The 20,876-nt window shown below is 63.7% G+C and carries 14 protein-coding genes; 8 read left to right on the top strand and 6 right to left on the bottom strand.

Annotated elements, in window-relative coordinates; genetic code table 11:
- Window positions 1-76 precede the first annotated feature (76 nt).
- The 3 genes from K678_RS10635 to K678_RS10625 all read left to right on the top strand — a co-directional run bounded on the left by K678_RS10635 (window position 77) and on the right by K678_RS10625 (window position 5,707).
- Window positions 77-1,753, top strand: a complete 1,677-nt coding sequence (locus K678_RS10635; protein WP_021132451.1) for a methyl-accepting chemotaxis protein — start codon at window positions 77-79, stop codon at window positions 1,751-1,753.
- Window positions 1,754-1,923: 170 nt separating this feature from the next.
- Window positions 1,924-4,635, top strand: a complete 2,712-nt coding sequence (locus K678_RS10630; RefSeq protein WP_021132450.1) for a hybrid sensor histidine kinase/response regulator — start codon at window positions 1,924-1,926, stop codon at window positions 4,633-4,635.
- Window positions 4,636-4,645: 10 nt separating this feature from the next.
- Window positions 4,646-5,707 (top strand): HD domain-containing phosphohydrolase, encoded by a 1,062-nt coding sequence (locus K678_RS10625; RefSeq protein WP_021132449.1) that lies wholly within the window; start codon window positions 4,646-4,648, stop codon window positions 5,705-5,707.
- A gap of 5 nt (window positions 5,708-5,712) precedes the next feature.
- Here the strand turns inward: K678_RS10625 and K678_RS10620 are convergent, their stop codons facing one another.
- Window positions 5,713-6,474 (bottom strand): substrate-binding periplasmic protein, encoded by a 762-nt coding sequence (locus K678_RS10620; RefSeq protein WP_021132448.1) that lies wholly within the window; start codon window positions 6,472-6,474, stop codon window positions 5,713-5,715.
- Between the two features lie 113 nt (window positions 6,475-6,587).
- Between K678_RS10620 and K678_RS17740 the strand changes: the two genes are divergently transcribed.
- Complete coding sequence (locus tag K678_RS17740; protein WP_021132447.1) at window positions 6,588-9,200, top strand: hybrid sensor histidine kinase/response regulator; 2,613 nt, start codon at window positions 6,588-6,590, stop codon at window positions 9,198-9,200.
- 7 nt (window positions 9,201-9,207) lie between these two features.
- Here the strand turns inward: K678_RS17740 and K678_RS10610 are convergent, their stop codons facing one another.
- The 3 genes from K678_RS10610 to K678_RS10600 are packed head-to-tail and all read right to left on the bottom strand — an operon-like array spanning window position 9,208 to window position 12,361.
- On the bottom strand, window positions 9,208-10,095 hold the full coding sequence (locus K678_RS10610) for a transferrin-binding protein-like solute binding protein (protein WP_021132446.1): 888 nt from the start codon (window positions 10,093-10,095) through the stop codon (window positions 9,208-9,210).
- Window positions 10,092-10,934 carry a FecR family protein gene (locus K678_RS10605; RefSeq protein WP_021132445.1) on the bottom strand — a complete coding sequence of 281 codons (843 nt, stop codon included), beginning with the start codon at window positions 10,932-10,934 and terminating at the stop codon, window positions 10,092-10,094. Before K678_RS10605 ends, K678_RS10610 begins: the two co-directional genes overlap by 4 nt.
- Before the next feature lie 2 nt (window positions 10,935-10,936).
- Window positions 10,937-12,361 carry a surface lipoprotein assembly modifier gene (locus K678_RS10600; protein WP_155804524.1) on the bottom strand — a complete coding sequence of 475 codons (1,425 nt, stop codon included), beginning with the start codon at window positions 12,359-12,361 and terminating at the stop codon, window positions 10,937-10,939.
- Between the two features lie 591 nt (window positions 12,362-12,952).
- Between K678_RS10600 and K678_RS10595 the strand changes: the two genes are divergently transcribed.
- From K678_RS10595 to K678_RS17735, 3 genes are all read left to right on the top strand, one after another.
- Window positions 12,953-15,019, top strand: a complete 2,067-nt coding sequence (locus tag K678_RS10595) for a methyl-accepting chemotaxis protein (RefSeq protein WP_021132443.1) — start codon at window positions 12,953-12,955, stop codon at window positions 15,017-15,019.
- A gap of 179 nt (window positions 15,020-15,198) precedes the next feature.
- A complete protein-coding gene (gene rpmG / locus K678_RS10590) occupies window positions 15,199-15,366 on the top strand; it encodes a 50S ribosomal protein L33 (protein WP_002725389.1) in 168 nt (55 codons plus the stop codon).
- A gap of 150 nt (window positions 15,367-15,516) precedes the next feature.
- Window positions 15,517-17,241 (top strand): sensor histidine kinase, encoded by a 1,725-nt coding sequence (locus K678_RS17735; protein ID WP_021132442.1) that lies wholly within the window; start codon window positions 15,517-15,519, stop codon window positions 17,239-17,241.
- On the opposite strand, the gene K678_RS10580 is transcribed toward K678_RS17735, so the two are convergent.
- Both K678_RS10580 and K678_RS10575 read right to left on the bottom strand, forming a co-directional pair.
- Window positions 17,238-18,095 (bottom strand): LysR family transcriptional regulator, encoded by an 858-nt coding sequence (locus K678_RS10580; RefSeq protein WP_021132441.1) that lies wholly within the window; start codon window positions 18,093-18,095, stop codon window positions 17,238-17,240. The genes K678_RS17735 and K678_RS10580 overlap by 4 nt on opposite strands.
- Window positions 18,096-18,275: 180 nt before the next feature.
- Window positions 18,276-18,656: an HPF/RaiA family ribosome-associated protein gene (locus K678_RS10575; RefSeq protein WP_021132440.1), complete on the bottom strand. Its 381-nt coding sequence runs from the start codon at window positions 18,654-18,656 to the stop codon at window positions 18,276-18,278.
- Between the two features lie 212 nt (window positions 18,657-18,868).
- Here K678_RS10575 and htpG point away from each other — a divergent pair, with 212 nt between their 5' ends.
- The gene (gene htpG, locus K678_RS10570) at window positions 18,869-20,743 is read left to right on the top strand and encodes a molecular chaperone HtpG (protein ID WP_021132439.1); all 1,875 of its coding nucleotides are present in this window, start codon (window positions 18,869-18,871) and stop codon (window positions 20,741-20,743) included.
- The last annotated feature ends 133 nt before the right edge of the window (window positions 20,744-20,876 follow it).

The raw sequence follows: 20,876 nt of genomic DNA, 5'->3' as shown, positions 1-20,876 counted from the left end.
CCCTCCGGGCTGCGGCCGGATTCATGGGGAGCCGAACAGGAAGCGGTCACACGGTTCCTCTTTCGGGAGAAGTCACATGCTGGAAAATTTCCGGGTCTTCCACAAGATTCTTTCGATTGTCGGCGTCCTTGGCCTCGCGATCGCCGGGGTGTCGGCGTTCTCGATCCTGTCGCTCCAGAACCTTGGCGATGAAATGGATCTGATCGACCACAGCGGGCAATCCACCCTGCTGGCGGCGCGCCTCAACACCAACGTTCAGGCGATGAATGCGATCCAGGCGATGGCAGCACTCGCCCCAACCCCCGCCGCGCTGAAGGAATCCGAGGCGGCGCTGAGTACCGAACAATCCCTGTTCCGTCAGCGCATGGTGCAAATTCGCGAGGCGAACCCCGATCCTGAAAGCCGGTCTCTGATCGACGCCATCTCCGTCAAAGCGGACGCCTTCGAACGCTCCGCCGCTGCGGTTCTCGCCGCCGCCCGCCAGGGCGATCCCAATCTTGCCCTGCTGGCCCAGGCCGCGGCCAAGGACGCCTCCGCCACGCGCGAAGCGGTCCGCGTCTTTTTCAAACAACAGGAAACCCGCCAGGCCCAAACGGCGAAAGACGCCGACGAAATGGCCCGCCAAAGCACGATCTTGCTGGTGATCACCTCGGCCATCGTCTTGGCCATCGGGGTCGGCTTGTCCGCGCTGATTGCGCAAAAAGGAGTGGCACGGCCCCTGGGCATCTGCGTCGCTGAAGTTCATTCCCTGGCCAAGGGCGATCTCGACATCGCGATTGACGGAACCGAGCGCAAGGACGAATTGGGCGAGGTCGCGACGGCGCTGGTGACCCTGCGCGACCAGTTGCGGGCCAACCGCGCCCTTGAAGAGCAAGCCGCCCGCGACAGCGAAGCGAAGATCCGCCGCGCCGCCATGATGGGCGATCTGGTCGCCGAATTCGACCGCACCGCCAAAGCGACGCTTCAGAACGTCTCCAACGCCTCGGGTGAATTAGGCCAGACCTCCACCGCGCTGGAACGCGATGCTCAGGACACCGGATCGCGCGCGGCCACCGTCGCCGCCGCCGCCAACGAAGCCGCCGTCAATGTCGATACCGTTGCCGCCGCGGTCGAGGAATTGTCCTCCTCGATCTCGGAAATCTCGCGCCAGGTCACCCATTCGATTGAATCCTCGGCCCAGGCGGTCCAGGCCGCCGACCGCGCCGCCGGGTCGGTTCGGGTGCTGTCGAAAGCCGCTGCCGATATCTCGGCCGTGGTTGGACTGATTACCGATATCGCCTCGCAAACCAATCTGCTGGCCCTGAACGCGACGATCGAGGCGGCACGGGCGGGTGAAGCGGGCAAAGGCTTTGCCGTCGTCGCGGGCGAGGTCAAAACGCTGGCCAACCAGACCGGCCGCGCCACCGAGGACATCACCCGTCAGGTCGAAGCCGTCCAGGCCCAGACCAACGACGTCGTCAGCGCGCTCGATGACGTCATCGCCAGCATTCGCGGCATGGAACATGTCGCCAGCCAGATTGCCGCCGCCGTCGAGGAACAGAACGCCGCGACCCACGAAATCGCCCGCAATATCGAACAGGCCGCCGTGGGCACCGGCGAAGTGTCGGCCAACATCAACGGGATTCAGGATGCCGCCAGCCGCAACGGCACCGGGGCCACCCAGGTCCGCCAATCGTCCGAACGCCTGACCCAGGTGGCAACCACGCTGCGCAACGCCGTCGAAGGATTTCTGAGCTCGATTCAACGCGTGTAATCCTTCCCTTGCGGATCGGGAGCATCCCCGCCCCAGGGCAGCCCATCGCTCCAGACTCGCGCCAGGAGTGAAGTGATCAACGCGATTTTCTTGGTTTAACCATAAGACGGGTTTTATCCTGTCCCGATCGGTCCCGACGCTTGGAGGGAAGACGACGCCATGGGGATGACATGCACCCCACTCTGCTGAAACAGATGCAGACCGCGTTTCAGGTCGGGACCGAGGCGGAAGCCCAGGCCCTTCTGACGGCGGCGCGGGCGATCGACCCCACCACCCTTCCCCCGGCGGCGGCGACCCTGCTGGACGGCCTCGACCGTCTGCTGGCAAGCACCGACGAGCAATATTGCCGTACCAGTACCAATATCGACGCGGACTCTGCCGCCCGGCAACGGGTCGTCGCCGAACTGCGTCAAAGCGCCGGAGAGATTCTCGAATCGCTGGGACACCCTCGCCTCGACGGCGAAGATCTGGGCCTCGAGGAAATGAGCGCACTGATCGCCCGTCTGGTCCGCGAACGCTCGGCGGTTCAACGCGAATTAAGGCAGCAAAAATTCGCCCTGGACCAGCACGCGATCGTCAGCATCACGGATTCGCGCGGCACCATCCTTTATGCCAACGATAAATTCTGCGAGATCACCGGCTATTCTCCAGACGAATTGGTCGGGCAGAACCACCGGATCGTCAAATCAGGCCTTCACCCCCCGGACTTCTATGCCGACCTGTGGCGGACGATTACATCGGGACAGGTCTGGCACGGCGAAATCTGCAACAGATCGAAAAGCGGGGCGCTGTGCTGGGTGGCGGCGACGATCGTCCCGATCCTGGACGAATCCGGCCATCCCCTCCAGTTCATCGCCATCCGCACCGACATCACCCCACGCAAGCAGATGGAAAAGGCGATGGCGGTCGCGGTCGAACGGGCCGAGGCCGCCAACCGCGCCAAATCGGAATTTCTGGCGACGATGAGCCACGAGATCCGCACTCCGATGAATGGCATCATCGGGATGACCAGCCTGCTGCTCGACACCAGCCTGACGCTGGAACAACAGCATTTCGCCAACACCGTGCGCGCGTCGGCCGAGGCGCTGCTGCACATCATCAACGACATCCTCGACTTCTCGAAGATGGAAGCCGGGCGGCTGGAACTTGAACTGAGCACGTTCGAAATCCGCCCCCTGATCGAAGGCGTGATCGACATCCTGTCCCCCCGCATCCGTGGCCGGGACATCGAACTTAGCTATCTGGTCCCGGCCGAGACGCGCGGGGTGTTCCGGGGCGACACCGGGCGGCTGCGCCAGATTCTGCTCAATCTGGCCGGGAACGCGGTCAAATTCACCGAACGGGGAACCGTGTCGATCCTCGTCTCGCTGAAAGACACCGGACCGGACCGCGCGATCTTGCGCGTCGAGGTCCAAGATACCGGGATCGGCATCCCCGCCGTCGCCCGTGACCGTCTGTTCGGGATGTTCTCGCAGGCCGACGCCTCGACGGCGCGGCGGTACGGCGGCAGCGGGCTGGGGCTGGCGATCTGCCACCGCCTGCTGGGCTTGATGGGCGGACAAATCGGTTTTGACAGTGCCGAAGATGTCGGGAGCACCTTCTGGTTCTCGGTCCCGCTGGAACGCACTCTCGACCCGCCATCCGAAGACGCGCCGGACAATCCGTTGCGCGATGCCCGCATCCTGGTGGTCGATGACAATCTGACCAACCGGGAAATCTTCAGCCACCAATTGCGGGCCTGGGGAGCCACGGTGGGACTGGCCGACAGCGCCACCGCCGGCCTGACCGACATTCGCGCCGCGGCGGCACGCGGCATGCCGTTCCAGACCGTCATTCTCGACCACCAGATGCCGGGGATGACCGGGCTGGATCTGGCGGCGGTGCTGCGGGCCGACCCGACCACGAATGCGTTGCCGATCGTGCTGGCCTCGTCGGCCGACCTCGGCTCGCTGCACGACAAATCGGCGCTGCTGTCACTCGATCAGATTCTGCTGAAGCCGATCCGCCAAAGCGCGTTGCTCGACAGCCTGATGACCCTGCTGGGGCGGGGACGGGGCGGACCACTGCCGATCAGCGCCTCCGAACCCACCTCGCCGCCGCTGATGTCGCTGAAGGTGCTGGTGGCCGAGGACAATGCGATCAACCAGCAGGTCGCGGTCGGTTTGCTGGCCAAGCTGGGCCACCGCGCCGACGTCGCCGACGACGGGGCCGAGGCGGTCGAGCGGGTCCGGCGGGGCGAATACGATCTGATTCTGATGGACATGCAGATGCCCCGCACCGACGGTCTGGACGCCACCCGGGCGATCCGGGCGCTGGGCCCGCCGAAATCGGAGGTCATCATCATCGCGATGACCGCCAACGCGATGAACGGGGACCGCGATCTCTGCCTGGCCCAAGGGATGGACGATTACATTTCCAAGCCGATCGACCGGCGACGGTTGACCCAGTGCCTGGAACGCTGGATGGCCCGACTGGCGGGAGAGCACGAACACCCGCCGCTGTCGTCACCGTCCTTCGACCCCCGCCCCCACTCGGATCGGGGGGTCAGCGTGCTGCCGCTGATCGACGCCGACGCCCAGGCCGACCTGACCGAGGCGTTGGGAGCGGAATCGTTCACGGCCCTGCTCGCCTCGTTCTGCTCGGGCCTCCATGCCCGGCTACACGACATCAATCAGGCGGCGGCGGTGGGCGACCGCCCGGCCATCGTCGCCGCCAGCCACTCCCTCAAGGGAGCGGCGGCCAATCTGGGATATCTCCGCCTTGCCGATGCCTCGGGGCGGCTGGAGCGGGCCGCCCACGACAGCGTCGATACCTCCGGTCCGTTGGAACTGCTGGCCCAGACAGTGACCGAGACCGCCCGTCATTCCCCCCTAAATTCCTGAAGGGTGCGTCATGCTGGTGCACATCGTCGACGACAACAACACCAACCTGATGCTGTTCGAGCAGATCGTTCGGCGCGTCGATAACGAGGTTTCGATCGCGTGCTATCCCGATCCGCTGGCGGCCCTGGTTGATTGTTCGCGCCAGATGGCCGACCTTGTCCTGGTCGATTACATGATGCCCGGCATCGACGGTCATGAATATGTCCGGCGGATGCGGGCGATGCCGGGAGCGGGCGACGTCCCGATCGTGATGATCACCGCCGCCGCCGACCGCTTCGTCCGCCAGACCGCGCTGGAACTGGGGGTAACCGACTTCCTGACCAAGCCGGTCGATCCCAGCGAGATGCGGGTGCGCGTCACCAATCTGCTGGCCTTGCGCCGCAGTCACCTCCGGCTGCGCGACCGCAATCGCTGGCTGGCCGAGGAGGTTCGCAACGCCACCCAGGCCGTGCTTGACCGCGAGGAAGAGCTGATCGTCCGGCTGGCCAAGGCCGCCGAATACCGCGATCCCGAGACCGGCAGCCACATCCACCGCATGTCGCATTATTCCCGGCTGATCGCCCGCGGGCTGGGTCTGCCCGACGAATTGTGTGATCTGATCTTCAAGGCGGCGCCGATGCACGATGTCGGCAAGCTGGGAACCCCCGACGACATCTTGCTGAAGCCCGGACGGCTGACCGACGACGAGATGGAAGTGATGCGGCGTCATCCGGTCATCGGTCACGCCATCTTGTCGGGCAGTTCGTCGCAATTGATCCAGTTGGGGGCCGAGATCGCGATCACCCATCATGAAAAGTTCGACGGAACCGGCTATCCCTATGGTCTGGCGGGCGAGAAAATCCCGATTACGGGGCGGATCGTCGCCGTTGCCGACGTATTCGACGCACTGACCAGCCGCCGCCCCTACAAACTGGCGTGGGATATGGAACGGGCCAGGGCCTATCTGATCGAGAATGTCGGGCACCATTTCGCCCCGCAGAGCGTCGAGGTGTTCCTGTCGGCCTGGGATGAGATTCTTGAAATCCGCCAGCGCTTTGCTGATCCGGTCGAGCCGGAGCAGACGATGGGGTAATCCTCTCAGCGCGCCAGATCGCGCACCCCATACCGCGCCAGAATCCGGTCGAGTTCCCCCGACGCCCGCAACGCCCGGACCCCGGAATCGAAGGTGCGGGCAAGCTCGGTGCCGCGCCCGCCCCGGCGCGAAAAGGCAATGTAGAGCGCGCCGCTGTCGATCCGCCCGGCCAGCCGGATTCGCTTGGCGTCGGGCCAGGTCTTCAGCCGGTAGGTCAGCACCTCCTCGTCCTCGATTACGGTATCAATCCGCCCGGCCATCAGCTTGCGCAGATTGCGGTCCAGCGCATTTTCGCCGCCCAACGCCTGAATCTGGTCGCGATGCATCGCCATCCAGGGGTCGAGCGCAGGCGAATAGCTGTAGCCCTGGACGGTCCCGAGGGTCCGGTCCTCGAGCGAGTCAAGCCCGGCCAGAACCCAGGGGTCGTCGTCACGAACCACGAAGACATAGTAATTTCGGCCGAACCCTTCCTGCGGCAAATCCAGTTCGACGGCACGGGTGGCCAGGGTACCGATGATCCCGTCAATGCGGCCTTCGCGGACGTCGGACATCGCCCGATTCCACGACGTCGTCCGATAAATCACGGTGATTCCCGACAAGGCAAAGGCCCGGACGGCGATCTCGACCATATAACCAGGCCGCGACGAATCCGCCGGGCAGGTGTGGGGGCACCAAGGATCGGACGCCAATACGATGGTCGGTGGCTCCGCCAGCGCCTGGAACGGCAAAATCCCCAGGATTAACGCAGCGAGAAGAAAACTCTTCATGGCGGTTCCTCCGTCTCCTGGACAGTGGCATTCTATCTTAAAATGGCCCCGATAATCGCCAGGCGTGACACATGACGACTTCACCGTCTCCCGCTCCGCCGGACAAAGCGGGGATGCGCCTTCTTCCGCTGGGAAGCACCGCCCTGTTGGCGGTGTTGGGTGGAGTCTTCCTCGCGGTCACGATCCTTGGCCTGACCGGGCTGTGGGAGATGCGGGAAGCCGGGTTGAAGACCCTGGCGGCCGAGATGAACCGCACCGCCCTGTTCACCGCCCGCGCGCTGGCGCGCCCGATCTACGATTTCGATTACGATATGGTAGCGAACCAGCTTGATGCACTGGGCTCCGATCCGGAAATCGTTGCCGTCATCGTTAACGATACCGAGGGCGATCAGATCGGCTTTATCGGCAGCGGCCGCCCGGTCGATCCCGCGCTGATGGTCAGCCTGCCGGTAATCCACGCCTCGAGCGAAGGGGCGGTGCAGGTCGGGAAACTGCGGCTTTACTATTCGCGCGAATCGCTTGACGCCGCGATCCGTCAGGCAACGATCGAGGGGGCGGTGGCGCTGTTCGGCGCGTTCCTGTTCCTGGCCAGCTTCATCGTCATCACCATCCGCAGCCTGACCTATCCGATCTGCGATGTCAGCGCGGTGATGCTGCGGATGGCGCGGGGCGAGGACGTCGCCGAACTGCCCGCCCTGGGACGTCGCGACGAGATCGGCGACATGGCCCGCTCGCTCGACGTGTTCCGCCGCCATGCCCGCGAAATCCTCCGGCTTCAGGAGGAGAAAGCCGCCGAGCAGATCGTCCGAGAGGGCGAGCAGCATCTGCGCCTGATCATCGAATCAATGCCGGTGATGATCGTGTTGCTGTCGCGCCAGGACGGCAGCGTGATCTATGCCAATCCCCTGATGCGAAACGCCGTGCTCGGGCCGGGGGTCGATCCCCACGGCATTCCCGCCGCCACGTTTCTTGACACCGTGTCGTTAAGCGACATCGAAGCCGCCGCGCTGGAACAATCCAACGATCGCGAGTTTCTGTTCCGCCGCCATGATGGCACGACCTTCTGGGGGATGGTGGCGGGGCGGACGCTGGAAATCGGCGGCGACGCGGCGTTGCTGCTGGGCATCAACGACGTCACCGACCTGCGCCGCGCCCGCGATGCCCTGATCGCCGCCAAGGAAGATGCGGAATCCGCGACCCGGGTTAAGTCTGAATTCCTGGCAACGATGAGCCACGAGATCCGCACCCCGATGAACGGCATCGTCGGGATGACCGATCTTCTTCTCGACACCGCGTTGACCGAAGACCAGCGGCGAATGGCCGACACCATCCATGATTCGGCCGAATCGCTGCTGACCATCATCAACGACATTCTGGATTATTCGAAAATCGAGGCCGGGCATTTCGACATCGACGAACAGCCGTTCAGCCTGCGCGGCCTGATCGAGGGCGGCATCGACATCGTCAGCCCGCGCCTGAAGGGCAAGACTGTCGATCTGCTGTTCTCGATTGCCCCCGAGGCCGATTCCACCTTTATCGGCGACGAGGTCCGCATCCGTCAGGTCTTGCTGAACCTGCTTGGCAACGCGGTCAAATTCACCGAAACCGGCACGGTGCACCTGAGCGTCACGCTCGACGACGAAATCCTGTCGATCGCGATCAGGGATACCGGGATCGGCATTCCGGCGGCGGCGCAGGCCCGCTTGTTCGACAAATTCATCCAGGCGGATTCCTCGACCTCGCGCCGGTTCGGCGGGACAGGGCTGGGGCTGGCGATCTCGCGCCGCCTGATCGAGGTGATGGGCGGCGAGATCGGCTTTTCCAGCACCGAGGGCAAGGGCAGTGTCTTCATCATCCGATTGCCCCTGGTGCGCTCGGAGCCGCCCCGCCCGCGCGAGACGCCCTTGGCCGGTCTGTCGCTGCTGCTGGTCGATGACGGGGTTCAGGCCGCGACCCTGCTGGCCGAGGAACTGACGGCACTGGGCGCCACCGTCACCCTGGCGGCATCGGCCCCGGAGGCGCTGGCGACGGCGCGCGCCGCCCATGGCAAGGGAACCCCGTTCGATGCGTTGGTGGTCGATCAGGACATGCCGTTCGTTACCGGAACCGATCTGCTGGTGATGCTAAAAGCCGATCCCGCCTTCACCGCGACCCGCTGCGTGCTGACAACCCCGGTCAACGAGCCTTGGACACGATCAATCACCGCAACGCTGGAGAACGTGGTGGTGACAGCGAAGCCGATTCACGCCCGGCGTCTGGCCCGCGACCTGACCGCAACCATAGTTGCAACCGACGACGCCCCTCTGGCCGCGACGGATCGCCCGACGGCGGGACCGGCTCTTCATGTCCTGCTGATCGAGGACAACCAGATCAATCAAGAGGTGGCGCGGGGACTTCTGTCATCGCTGGGGCATACCGTCGAGATCGCCTCGAACGCGGTCGAGGGGGTGGCGATGGTGGTTCGTGACACCTTTGATCTCGTCCTGATGGACGTCCAGCTTCCCGACATGGACGGCTATCAGGCCACCCGGCTGATCCGTTCGCTCGATGGCCCGGTGGCGCGGGTGCCGGTAATCGCGATGACCGCCAATGCGATGGAGGGCGACCGCGACCGCTGTCTGGCCGCCGGGATGGACGATTACCTCTCCAAGCCGATTCACCGACCGGCCCTGGCCGCCACCCTCAACCGTTGGGGCCGGAGCGACAGAGGCCGGGGGGCGAGCTGAGCGCGGCCTATTTCTTCGCCCCGAACGATCCGACGACGGAAACCTGCGGAATACTATGGGACGGATCGGCCGCATTGTTCATCGCATAGGTCCCGGCCACTTCGGCGGCATGGGGGCCGTTGAAGCCTCCGGCGAAGTTGCCGGTCGGATTTGCGGTGATTGCCGATTGGGTAACCGACCCGGTAACGGTGCCGCCGCTGAACCCCGCCCCGCTGATGGTGGCGTTGCTGAGGGTAATATTGCCAATGGTGACACCCGCAGACGCAAGCGATGACGATGGCGTCAGCCCGCTTAAGGTACCGCTGATCGAGTGGGACGAAAAATTGGCGGTCAGAGTGGCAGAGCCAGAGAAACTCCCCGAAATCCCATTCCCCCCATTCCCGATCGCGACAGTGCCGACGGTGCCACCGGAATAGGTCGCACTTCCTGAACTCGGCATCTGCACCGACGGAGTCGGCAGCCCTGTCCCGATCGCGGTATAGGCATATTGCGTATGCGTCGAATCATATTCCCGAGAATCAGTAAAGTATCCATAGGTTGAATAAATTAGATCAAATTTTTCGCTATAGTCGTAATAAAATCGAGTTTCTCCGGATGAATAAGTTCTAATCTTCGTATCGGAGTCATAAGTGGATGTCGTCAGTGAGACCGGATTTGAATCAAAGCTGGTCAGACGGACACCGTTGCTTAGAAATGAGAAAGACTTCCCACCGGCATCCGATGTGATCAGACTGTAATCATGGGACTGCGGGCTTGTGGACCAAAAGAAGATATCTTGGATCGTCTGATAATTGACCCCCAACATATAGGGCAATGCCGTCCCGACCGATTGAGCCAGGGTGCGAGATGCACGTTGATCGATGTCGGCGACCGCCGCATTGCCGATCAAATTCACCGTTCCGACCGCCGCCGGGGGCGAGGGATTGCGGGAAACGACGTTGGCGAATTGCAAGCCTGACGCGGTCGACGTGCCGCTGGTGGCCGAAGCCGAAACCGCCCCGCCTCCCGACGACGGTGCCGTTGGCGTGCCGGGCGCGGAGGCCGGGGCTGGCGGGGGGAGTTTAACAACTGCAATTGCGCGGACGTCAGCGGATTGGGCGGCGACGGCGGCTGACCGGCAAAGAGCTCGGTGCCATAGCCGGTCCGGGTAATGTCGACCGATCCGCCGGGGGTCGTAACGGTGATCGCACCATGGCGGGAACTGGTGCTGGTCTCGCTGCCCGGACCGAGCAGAGCGACCAGGGCAGATTCCGGAGTGACGGCACCGCCGACGATGGTGCCACGAATGCCGATAGTGCCCATCGGAATCCGGATATTGACGTTTTCCGGCTTGGCCTGGGCGACCTGCCCGCTGATGAAGCGGAACGCGCCCTGCTCGACGCCAACTGAGATCTTTCCATCCGCAGCGGTGGGACCAAACGAAATATCGTCAATCGTCATCCGGGCATTTTCGCCCAAGGTGATGATGGTCTGATCCAGCAGCATCAATTGCAGCCGACCGCCCGGCCCGGTGACGATCTGATCGCCCTGATAGATCGGATCGCCGCTGCCGATCTGACGACCGACGGGGCGCCGGTCGGCATCGATCACGGCGGCGGCAAGCAAGACCTGACCGGACAGCCCGCCCGCATTGCCGATCAGAGCGGTGGTGCTGTCTTCGACCGCCCAGGCCGAGGGGGACAGCGCCAGCACCGACGCCAGGACCGCCGTGACACCGTAAGAGGCTTGGCGCATGGTCAGAACTCCCACCGCTTGGACACCAGCATCTGGCTCCGGAGGTTGGCATAGGTGTAATTGGGCAGATTCGACATCGAGCGATAATACTCGCCGGTCACCGATAAAACGACGTCGCGCACCTCGTCCGGGGCTTCAACCCCGACCGCCTCGGTCAACGTCCCCGCCGGGATGCCGTAGGTCAGGCTGAACCGTCCATCGGTATCGCGGCGGGTCTGGGCGCTGAAGGTCGGATTGTTCTGGTCATAGACCGCAACCCCGACTTCGCCGACGGCGGAAACGAATTGTCCCTTGCCCAGCAGCCAGACGTCGCCCAGCCGGGCCGCCCAGCGGTCGTTCGACATATAATTAGCGGCGGCGTTGCGGTGGCCATAACCCAGCGACAACGAAACGCTGTGCGCGTCGTTGGGATGCCATGTGCTTCCCACCCACGAGGTGAAGACGACCCCGCTGCTGTCGGTCGCGACCCGGTCGGACGAGATGTTGTGGAAGACCTGACGGTCAAGCCGCAGCGTGGTGAAGGCCTCCCACGCCGAGGCGAGGCGGTAGGTGAAGCGCCCGTCGAGACCGTAATCGCTGAGATAATAATCGTCGGTCATCGACATGCTGTTCCAGAACGTGCCGATCTGGGCCCCGACCGGCCCGTCGGCAAAGCGAATCCCGGCATTCGCCCCGCCGGAAACAGTGTCGTAGGTTTTCAGCGTCGATTGACGGTCTCCCAGCAGATTGAGACCGCCATACAGCGACAGGCGGGGATCGGTACCGAGATCGTAATCGAAATCATAGGCCGTCATCCCGACCCGGCCCCAATCCGCTCGCTTCTTGGCACTGCCATCAAGCGTAAAGGGCAGATCGTTGATCAGGATCGTTCCGGTCGTAGGCGAGGAATTGCGGTTGGAATCGAAATGACCACCCAGGGCAAGGGTGACCGACTGACGCAACCGCTTGGTCCGCTGCTCGATCAGGGCCAGAACCTGATCGCGGTCGGCTCGCTGGGTCGGGGTCAGTTGGGCGGGATCAATCGCTTCCAGTTCCCGCTTGGCCGTCGCGGTGTCGTCGAGCCGGAACAGGACCAGACCCAGCACCAGTCGCGCCTCGGTCGCGTTGGGATAGCGCATCAGAATGCGTTCCAGCGTCGCCGATGCCCCCAGCAGATCGCCCCGCTGAATCTGGGTCCGCGCCCAGGCGGCGTTCAGTCCGGGATCGTCGGGATTGCGCCGCACCTGTTCCCAGGTGACCTCGGCCCCGGCGGTCAGGCCCATTTCCAGCGCGGCGCGGGCGGCCGCGTCGGTCTCGCGCACCCCCTCGGACAGGCGACGCTGATCGTCCAGCGCGCGTTCCGAATTGGCGGGCTGTGCCCAGGCGGAAGAGGAAACCAGCGCCATCACCGTCACTGGCACGGCCAACATCAGACTGCGTGCTTTCACCGCTTCCCCCGCTTCAAATAAACATCTAAAAGTGGTTTTGACTAAAAACAAGACACTTAATCGGCAATTCAAAAACGAGAACAATCAAACCCAAGCCGTCCCGGCTCTGCCCATTGTCATCAACTATGCAAAGAAACGTTATAATGAACCACCGTCATAACGCTCTCGTTTTATAGCGGCCTCCGCTGCGGGGGAAAAGTGAAACAGCACATATCGACAGAAATCGACGACCCGGCTCGCCCCACGGCCCATCGACAATCGGGACAGGCGGGGATCGCGGCGCCGATTCTATCCGGGGCGAGACACCACCCGCCTCAACCATTACCTTAGTAATGGACAAATCAGGCCATTGGATATAAGGTTCGATCCCTATCCGTGAGTGTCATGGCTCCGTCCGGGAGGATGCGCTTCCCCTTTTGAATGAGCCCCACCCCTCATCCTTAAGCATACCCGATAGGGCATTATCTTTATGCGCAATTTCGGGCATGGCCATAGGGTAGTACCATCCCAGATGCATGGGAACCACCCTACCCTTTAAGACTAGGGGAGTGCTCATCCGATGACAGTCACATTCGGTATTGGGGACGTGGAATGTCGATCAAAGGGTTTGTTTCCGCCTGTCTTGCCGCCGTCGGCACCTTTCTTGCCATCCTGGCGATCATTCTCTTCACGGAAAACTGGCAGAACCTTCGTGCCGCGGGGGAGGCTGGCGATCTGGTCACCCTGCTCAACGCGGGAACCCAGGTTTCGGAAGTCATCGCCCCGGAACGCGGCGCCACCAGCGTCGCGCTTGATGGCGATGCCGCCGCGCGCAAGGTCCTGACCGACACCCGCGCCAAGGTCGATGCGGCGTTCGATCGCATCGCGGCAATGCCATCGCAATCTTCGGCCGAGGAATATCAGGACGCCATCGCCAAGCTGCTGAAGATCCGCACCGAGTTAACGGCGTGGCGGACCAAGGCCGATGCTGAAATGGGAGGCAACCGCGAAAAGCTCGACGCATTCCGCAAGGATTTCAATGCGGGAATGTACGCGATGCTGAACACGGTCGGGACGGTCAATGCCCGATTGGGACGGCGGTTGAGCAGCCTGGACGCCGAAGTCGCCTATCCGGCCGCGCTGGCGACGACCACCTGGACCCTGCGCGATCAGGCCGGGCGCCTGTCGACGATGCATATCCTCGCCATCACCTCGGGCAAGCCGTTCTCGGCCGAGACCACCCGCGATATCGACATGACCCTGGGCCGCATCCGTCAATTATGGGACCATCTCAGCGAGCAGGCTGGCGCCCCCGACAGCCCGGTGATCCTGCGCGATGGTCTGGCGAAGGTCGAAGCCGGATTCTTCACCCCATTCAAGCCGCTGCGCGAGCGTGTCGCCAAGGCCGGGATGAGCGACGGGGCCTATGACCTGGATCAGGCGGAATGGCGGCGACTGAGCGCCCCCATGCTGCAATCGATTATGCTGATGCGTGACGCCGCGATCAGCGAAGCCTCGCGCATCGCCGATGAAAATCGCCATCATGCCGTGCAAAATCTTATCCTCGTCGGCTTGCTGCTGATCGCGGCAACGGCAACCACGCTGGTCGCCATCGTCGGGATCAACCGCCGCGTCGTTATCCCCCTTGGCCGCCTGACCGAAATCGTCGGTGATTTCGCCGCTGGATCGCGCCAGTTCGCGGTTCCCTATGTCGACCGCAACGACGAAACCGGCAAAATGGCAAAAGCGATCGAGGTTCTGCGCGACAAGGCGCTGGTGGCCGACGATCGGGCCAAAGCCGAAACCGCCGCCGCCCAGGCCCGCGACGAACGCCGGGTCCGGGTCGAAACCGTCACCAATGGATTCGTCGAATCGATCGACACCGTCGTCGGCGGTGTCTCGACCGCGATCGACGGCCTGCGCTCGGCGACCGAAACATTATCGTCGACCTCGGCCACCACCACCGAGCAATCCAGCGTCGTTGCCGCCGCCGCCGACAATGCCAGCGCCAACGTCCAGACCGTCGCCGCTGCCGCCGAGGAATTGTCCAACAGCATCCAGGAAATCTCGCGCCGCGTCACCGAAACCGCCGCGGCAATGAACGGCGCGGTGCACGAGGCCGAAAACACCAGCGCCACCGTCCGTGGTCTGGCCGAGGCGGCGCGGCGGATCGGCGATGTCGTCAGCCTGATCACCGACATCGCCGCCCAGACCAACCTTCTCGCCCTCAATGCCACCATCGAGGCGGCGCGGGCCGGTGATGCGGGCAAGGGCTTTGCCGTCGTCGCGGGCGAGGTCAAGACGCTGGCCAACCAGACCGCGCGCGCCACCGATGACATCCAGGCCCAGGTCGCCGCGATCCAGGCGGAAACCGACCGGGCGGTCAACGCCATCGTCGGCATCAGCAGCACCATCACCACCGTCAACCAATACACCATCGGCATCGCTTCGGCGGTCGAGCAGCAAGGTGCGGCGACCCAGGAAATCGCCCGCAACGTCCAACAGGCCGCCCAGGGCACCTCGGAAGTCTCGCAATCGATCGCCCGGGTGCTGGAGGCCGAGCGGGCCACCGTCCAGGCCGCCGGTCAATTATCGACCCTGGCCGACCGTCTCAGCGGCGAAAGCGACCGCCTGCGCAACAATGTCGGCCATTTCGTCAGCGAGGTCAAAAAGGGCTAATCTCATCAACGGGTCCGGGGCCGGGGCCGACCGATTGCGGCACCGGACCGGCCCGACCGGAGCCGGTCGCACGGGGGCGATCGAGCCGCCCAAGGCGGTTTATCCTTGACTCCCCGCCGATCATCAGTATTGTGCGCCCCCTGACGTCCAAATCGGTAACTTCGTTCGGGATTATCGCCATGGCTAAGCCTGCCACCATCCTCATCAAGCTGTTGAGCACCGCCGGGACGGGCTTCTTCTATGTGGCGAAGAAGAACCCGCGTAAGACGACCGAAAAGCTTGAATTCCGCAAGTACGACCCGGTCGTGCGCAAGCATGTCCAGTTCAAGGAAGCCAAGATTAAGTAGTGGCCTTTGAATAGGACGCGTATAGAAGGGCGCTGCGTTAGCGCCCTTTTTGCTGCCCGAATACCTAAGACCAGCCACCAAGCCCGTTGTCGTGGCTGACGCCGGGGTGATACCCTGCCCCTTGTCTTCATCTGATTGAGGCGCGTATCCGTGCCCGTCTATCGGTCGTCCCGCTATGTGGTCGTCGCCACCGCCCTGATTACGGTCACGCTGGTCTGGCTCGGCGGCGCGCTCTGGTTATGGAATGACCGCGCCGCAACGGTGCGGGAGGCCCACGCCGAACTGGGCCGGATGAGCCTCAGCGCCGCCGAACACGCCCACCGTCTGCTCTCCCTCAGCGATCTGTTCCTCGCCTCGATCGAACCGATCTCCTCCAGACCCCAGGCCAGTCCGGGCGACCCTACCCTGATCGCCCGTCTGACCGCTCTGCTCAGCCAGGACACCGCCTTGCTGGGCTTGGCGACGGTCGATCATCAAGGGATGTTGACCACCATCGCCCCCAGCCCGCAACAGAAGGTGTCGGCCTTTGTCGGTGATCGCGCCTTCGTGACCGAGGCGCAGGTCGGTCGCCTCGTCGTCGCCCCCCCGGTCAAAAGCCGATTGTCCGGGCGTTGGGTCCTGCCGCTGACGAGGCGAATCGCCGATCCCAAAAGTCCCGTCGCACTTCTGATGGCCGGAATCGACATCGCCGCGCTGGAACGCCATTACGACACCATCCGCCACGATGTCGGCGGCGCGATCACCCTGCTGCGCGACGACGGCACCGTGCTGATCCGCTCGCCCTCCCCGCCCGACAGTGAGCGGATTCGAAATCTGTCCGAGGCGCCCCTGTTCCGCAACGCCAACACCCAGGGAGTGGATGAAGGGCAGTTCGACGGCATGTCTCCCTTCGACGGGGTCGAACGCCTGGGGTCGTACAAGCGGATCAGGCCCTTCAACATCGGCGTCTCGGTCTCACTCACCCGCGCGGCGGTGCTGGAGCCGTGGTGGCGGCGGGTCTGGCTGGTCCTGACCGGAACGACCCTGATCTCGCTGGCGATCGCCATCGCCGCAACCTTGATCCTGCGCCATCTTGCCTCGCTCCAGGCCGAGGCCCTCACCCTGGAGAACCGGGTCCAGGACCGCACCCGCGCCCTGCAACAATTGCTGGACCGGCGCGAACAGTTCCTGGCCGGGGTGTCGCATGAACTGCGTTCGCCGCTGAACGCGATCCTCGGCTTTTCCGAGGCGCTGCAAATGGGAATCCGCGGCCCGATCCCGCCCGCCCAGGCCGAATATCTGAGCGACATCCACCGCTCGGGCCAGCACCTGCTGGCCCTGGTCAACGACCTGCTCGACAATGCCGCGATTGACGCGGGGACCCTGCGGCTCGACGAAAGCTGTTTTGACGTCAGCGAGATCGTCAGCGAAACCACCCGGCTGATCGCCCAGGCAGCCGCTCAGCGCGACATGACCGTCACGACCCGGATTAATCCGCCCGATCTCAGGCTTTCGGCCGATCGCCGCCGCCTGCTTCAGGCCCTGCTCAACCTCTCGGTCAATGCGGTCAAATATGGTCGACAGGGCGGTCAGGTGCAGATCAGCGCGGAAACGGACCAGACCGGAGCCTGCCTGCTGACCATCGCCGATGACGGGGCGGGCATCAGCCCCGAAGATATGCGCCTCGCCCTGGCTCCCTATGGCCGGGCCGAACAGGCCCCCGCGTCGCGGGCCAACCGTCCGGCCGAGGGCACCGGCCTGGGCCTGCCCCTCTCGATCGGCATCGTCGAGTTGCATGGTGGCGTGCTGACCCTGCACAGCGCACCGGGACAAGGCACCCGTGCCGTGATCCACCTGCCGCCAGAGCGGGTCCGCCCGGCGCAGGCTTTGACCTAATCTTCCTGTTCGAGCGAGGTGACGTAGCGCAGCCCGTCCAGCGCGGTCGAAAACCAATCTTCGCGGGTTTCGTCCTCGGCGCAGACCAGATAGGCCGGGCGGCGGAATTCCGGCACGCCGCCGACCTCGAACAGCCGGCCGGCGGCCAGATGGGGCCGGGCCACCCGCATCGGGAAATAGCCGGTGCCGCCATGGGCCAGGATGTGCTGCAACCCCATCGCTCCCAGCCCGACCGAAACGGCGGGGGTCTTGAGATCGGGAAAGGCCTGGCTGTGGGCGGCGCGGAAATCCGGCCCCCAATCGACCAGAACGTAATCGTCGTCCCATTCCTGGGCGGTGCGGCGTCGGGTCGAAACCAGCACCAGCCGCTCATCGACCAGCTTTTCGATATGCAGACCGGGACGGCTGGTCGGCGAATACATCACGCAGACGTCAAGCAAGCCTTCGATCAGCTTGCGCATCAGACCGTCGGACAGCCCGACCTCGACCCGGAGCGCGACATCGGGCATCGCGGTCCGCATCCACGGAATCCACTGCACCAGCAGACGGTCCCACAGCGACACCTCGCCCCCCACCGTCAGCACGGTGCGGAAGCCGGGCGGCAGCGCCAGTTCCTGGCGCGCCTGCTCCCACACCCGAACCATCGTGGTGGCATAGCGGCGGAACTGCATTCCGGCGGCGGTGAGCTGAGTTCCCGATTTCGAGCGGACGAACAGGGGGCGGCCCAGTTCGTCCTCCAGCGCCTTGATCCGCATACTGACGGTCGATTGGGTCACCGAAAGACGTTCGGCGGCCTTGTTAAAGTTGCCGGTGTCGACGATTTCGAGAAAGGTACGGGCGAGGTCGATATTCATGGCGGTTCCGGTGCGCGCTGGCGGGTGCCGCGCTGCAAAATCGCCTGAGTTCTACCTGAAGCGGCGGGCGGCATCAACCGCTCGGCCGGGTCACATCAATTTTCTTGATCGATAGGATGGCCCCACGTCCACCCCCCTCCCCGCTTGAGCGGAAAGGGGGGCGGACATCGGCCGGATCGATCAGACTTCGGCAGCAGCGCCGGAATTGGCGCGCGTCTTGACGTCGCCACGCTGACGGGCGGCGTAATCCTTCAATTGACGTTCAATCGAATCGAACGCTTCGCGCAGGGCGACGAAAATGTCTTCGTTTTCGTGGACGTCCTTGGGGTCGCGCTTCACCACCAGATCGGCGCCCGGCACGGCAAGGCTGACACGAATATGGAAGGGCTCGCCCTTGCGATGGAGGTTCGAGGTATTGCGATGGTGGACCTCGATCACCACCCGACAGGAAGTGATGCGATCACAAATGACCTGAAGCTTGGTTATCTTCTCGCGGATGCGGGTCTCGACGGCGTCCGAATGATCAATACCGTGGAAGGTGATCTGGAGGGGAATCTGCATCAACGTCTCCATTATAATCGATAACGTACCCGTCCTACCGCACTCGGCTCGCGGCGCCCGTGAGCGGGAGCGGGAGCCCCTCGAAAGGAAACGCCGGAACGTCCTTTCGGGATGAACCATTGTTTCGGAGAATCGATACACTTGCAACCTTCGCCCGCTCGCCGCATATCAGGTCGCCTCGAGTTTCATCACTTTTATGGAGACGCTCCCCCATGGCCGAAGAGAAGCGGCAATTCCAGGCGGAAGTCGGCAAGCTGCTCGACATCGTCGTTCACTCGCTTTACTCCAATAAGGAGATCTTCCTACGCGAATTGATCTCCAACGCCTCGGATTCCTGCGACCGGCTGCGCTATGCCGCGCTGACCCGGCCCGAGTTGCTGGGCGAGGACGGCACCGGGTTCCGTATCCGCCTGATCCCCAATGCCGAGGCCGGCACCCTGACCATCGCCGATAACGGTCAGGGCATGGATCATGACGAACTGATCGCCAACCTGGGCACGATCGCGAAATCGGGCACCTCGGACTTCTTGAGCCGCCTGACCGGCGATGCCCGCAAGGATGTCAATCTGATAGGCCAGTTCGGCGTCGGCTTCTATTCCGCCTTCATGGTCGCCGACCGCGTCAGCGTCGTCTCGCGCAAGGCGGGCGAGGCCGAGGGCTGGGTGTGGACCTCTGACGGCAAGGGCGAATTCACCGTCGCCCCCGCGCCCGAAGCCGAGCGCGGTGCCGCGATCACCTTGCACCTGCGCGAGGATTCCCGCGAATTCCTCGAAGCGTTCCGGCTGAAATCGGTGGTCAAGCGCTATTCCGACCATATCGCGATCCCGGTCCTGCTGAAGGATGGCGATAAGGACGAGGAAACGATCAATTCGGCCAGCGCGCTGTGGACCCGGTCGAAATCCGAGATCACGCCCGAGCAGTACAAGGAATTCTATCACCACGTCGCCCATGCCTTCGACGATCCGTGGGCGACGCTGCATTACAAGGCGGAAGGCGCGATCGAATATACCGGGCTGCTGTTCCTGCCCTCGACCAAGCCGTTCGACATCTTCAATCCCGAGCGCAAGCAGCATGTGAAGCTCTATGTCCGCCGGGTGTTCATCACCGACGATTGCGAAGAGCTGCTGCCGCCCTATCTGCGCTTTGTCCGCGGCATCGTCGACAGCCAGGACTTGCCGCTGAACGTCAGCCGCGAGATGCTCCAGCACAACCCGATCCTGGCCAAGATCCGCACCGGACTGGTCAAGCGCATCCTGGGCGAACTGAAGCGCAAGGCCGAGGCCGAAGACGGCGATTACCTCACCTTCTGGGACACCTTCGGCGCGGTGCTGAAGGAAGGTCTGTACGAGGATTTCGAACGTCGCGAGGATATCCTCGACCTCTGCCGCTTCCGCACCACCGCCTCGGACGGCTGGGTGTCGCTGGCCGAGTATCTCGGCCGGATGAAAGAAGGGCAGGAAGCGATCTACACCATCGCTGGCGACGACCTTGCCGCCCTCAAGAAAAGCCCGCAGCTCGAAGGCTTTGCCGCCAAGGGTGTCGAGGTGCTGCTGCTGACCGATCCGATCGACGAATTCTGGGTCTCCTCGGTCGGCGATTATAAGGACAAGCAATTCCGCTCGGTCGCTGCCGCCGGGGGCGATCTCTCGAAGGTCAAGGCCGACGAAAACGCCGAGACCCCCAAGGAAGACGAAGCCCCCAGCGACGAAATCGCCACCCTGATCGAAGCGGTCAAGCTGGCGCTGGGCGATAAGGTCAAGGACGTCCGGGCCTCGGAACGCCTGACCGAATCCGCCGTCTGCCTCGTCGCCGCCGAGGGCGAGATGAGCATGCATCTGGAAAAGCTGCTGCGTGCCCATCGACAGGTCGATGCCGAGCGGCCCCGTATCCTCGAACTGAACCCGCGCCACGCTCTCATCAAGGGGCTGGCCCACCGGGTCAAGACCGGCGGCACCGGGCCGTTGGTTGAGGATATCGCCGCTCTGCTGTTCGATCAGGCCCGCATCGTCGAGGGCGAGCCCCCGGCCGATCCCGCCGCCTTTGCCCGCCGTCTCGTCGCGGTGATGGAAAAGGGCCTGGGTGCCTGACAAAAAGGGGCGGAGGAAACTCCGCCCCGTCTTTTTTGGGCTAATCGGCGGCGGAAAATACCGCTGCGCGGCCGGGCTGCCGCCCGGACCCGCTTTTTCTATTTTTATGAATGAATACGCTGGAGGGTTCGGG

It is taken from the genome of Magnetospirillum fulvum MGU-K5 (genome assembly GCF_000442515.1).
GTDB classification, from domain to species: Bacteria; Pseudomonadota; Alphaproteobacteria; order Rhodospirillales; family Magnetospirillaceae; genus Phaeospirillum; species Phaeospirillum fulvum_B.
The sequence above is the reverse complement of the archived record's forward strand: the minus strand, read 5'-3'. Positions and strand labels throughout refer to the sequence as shown.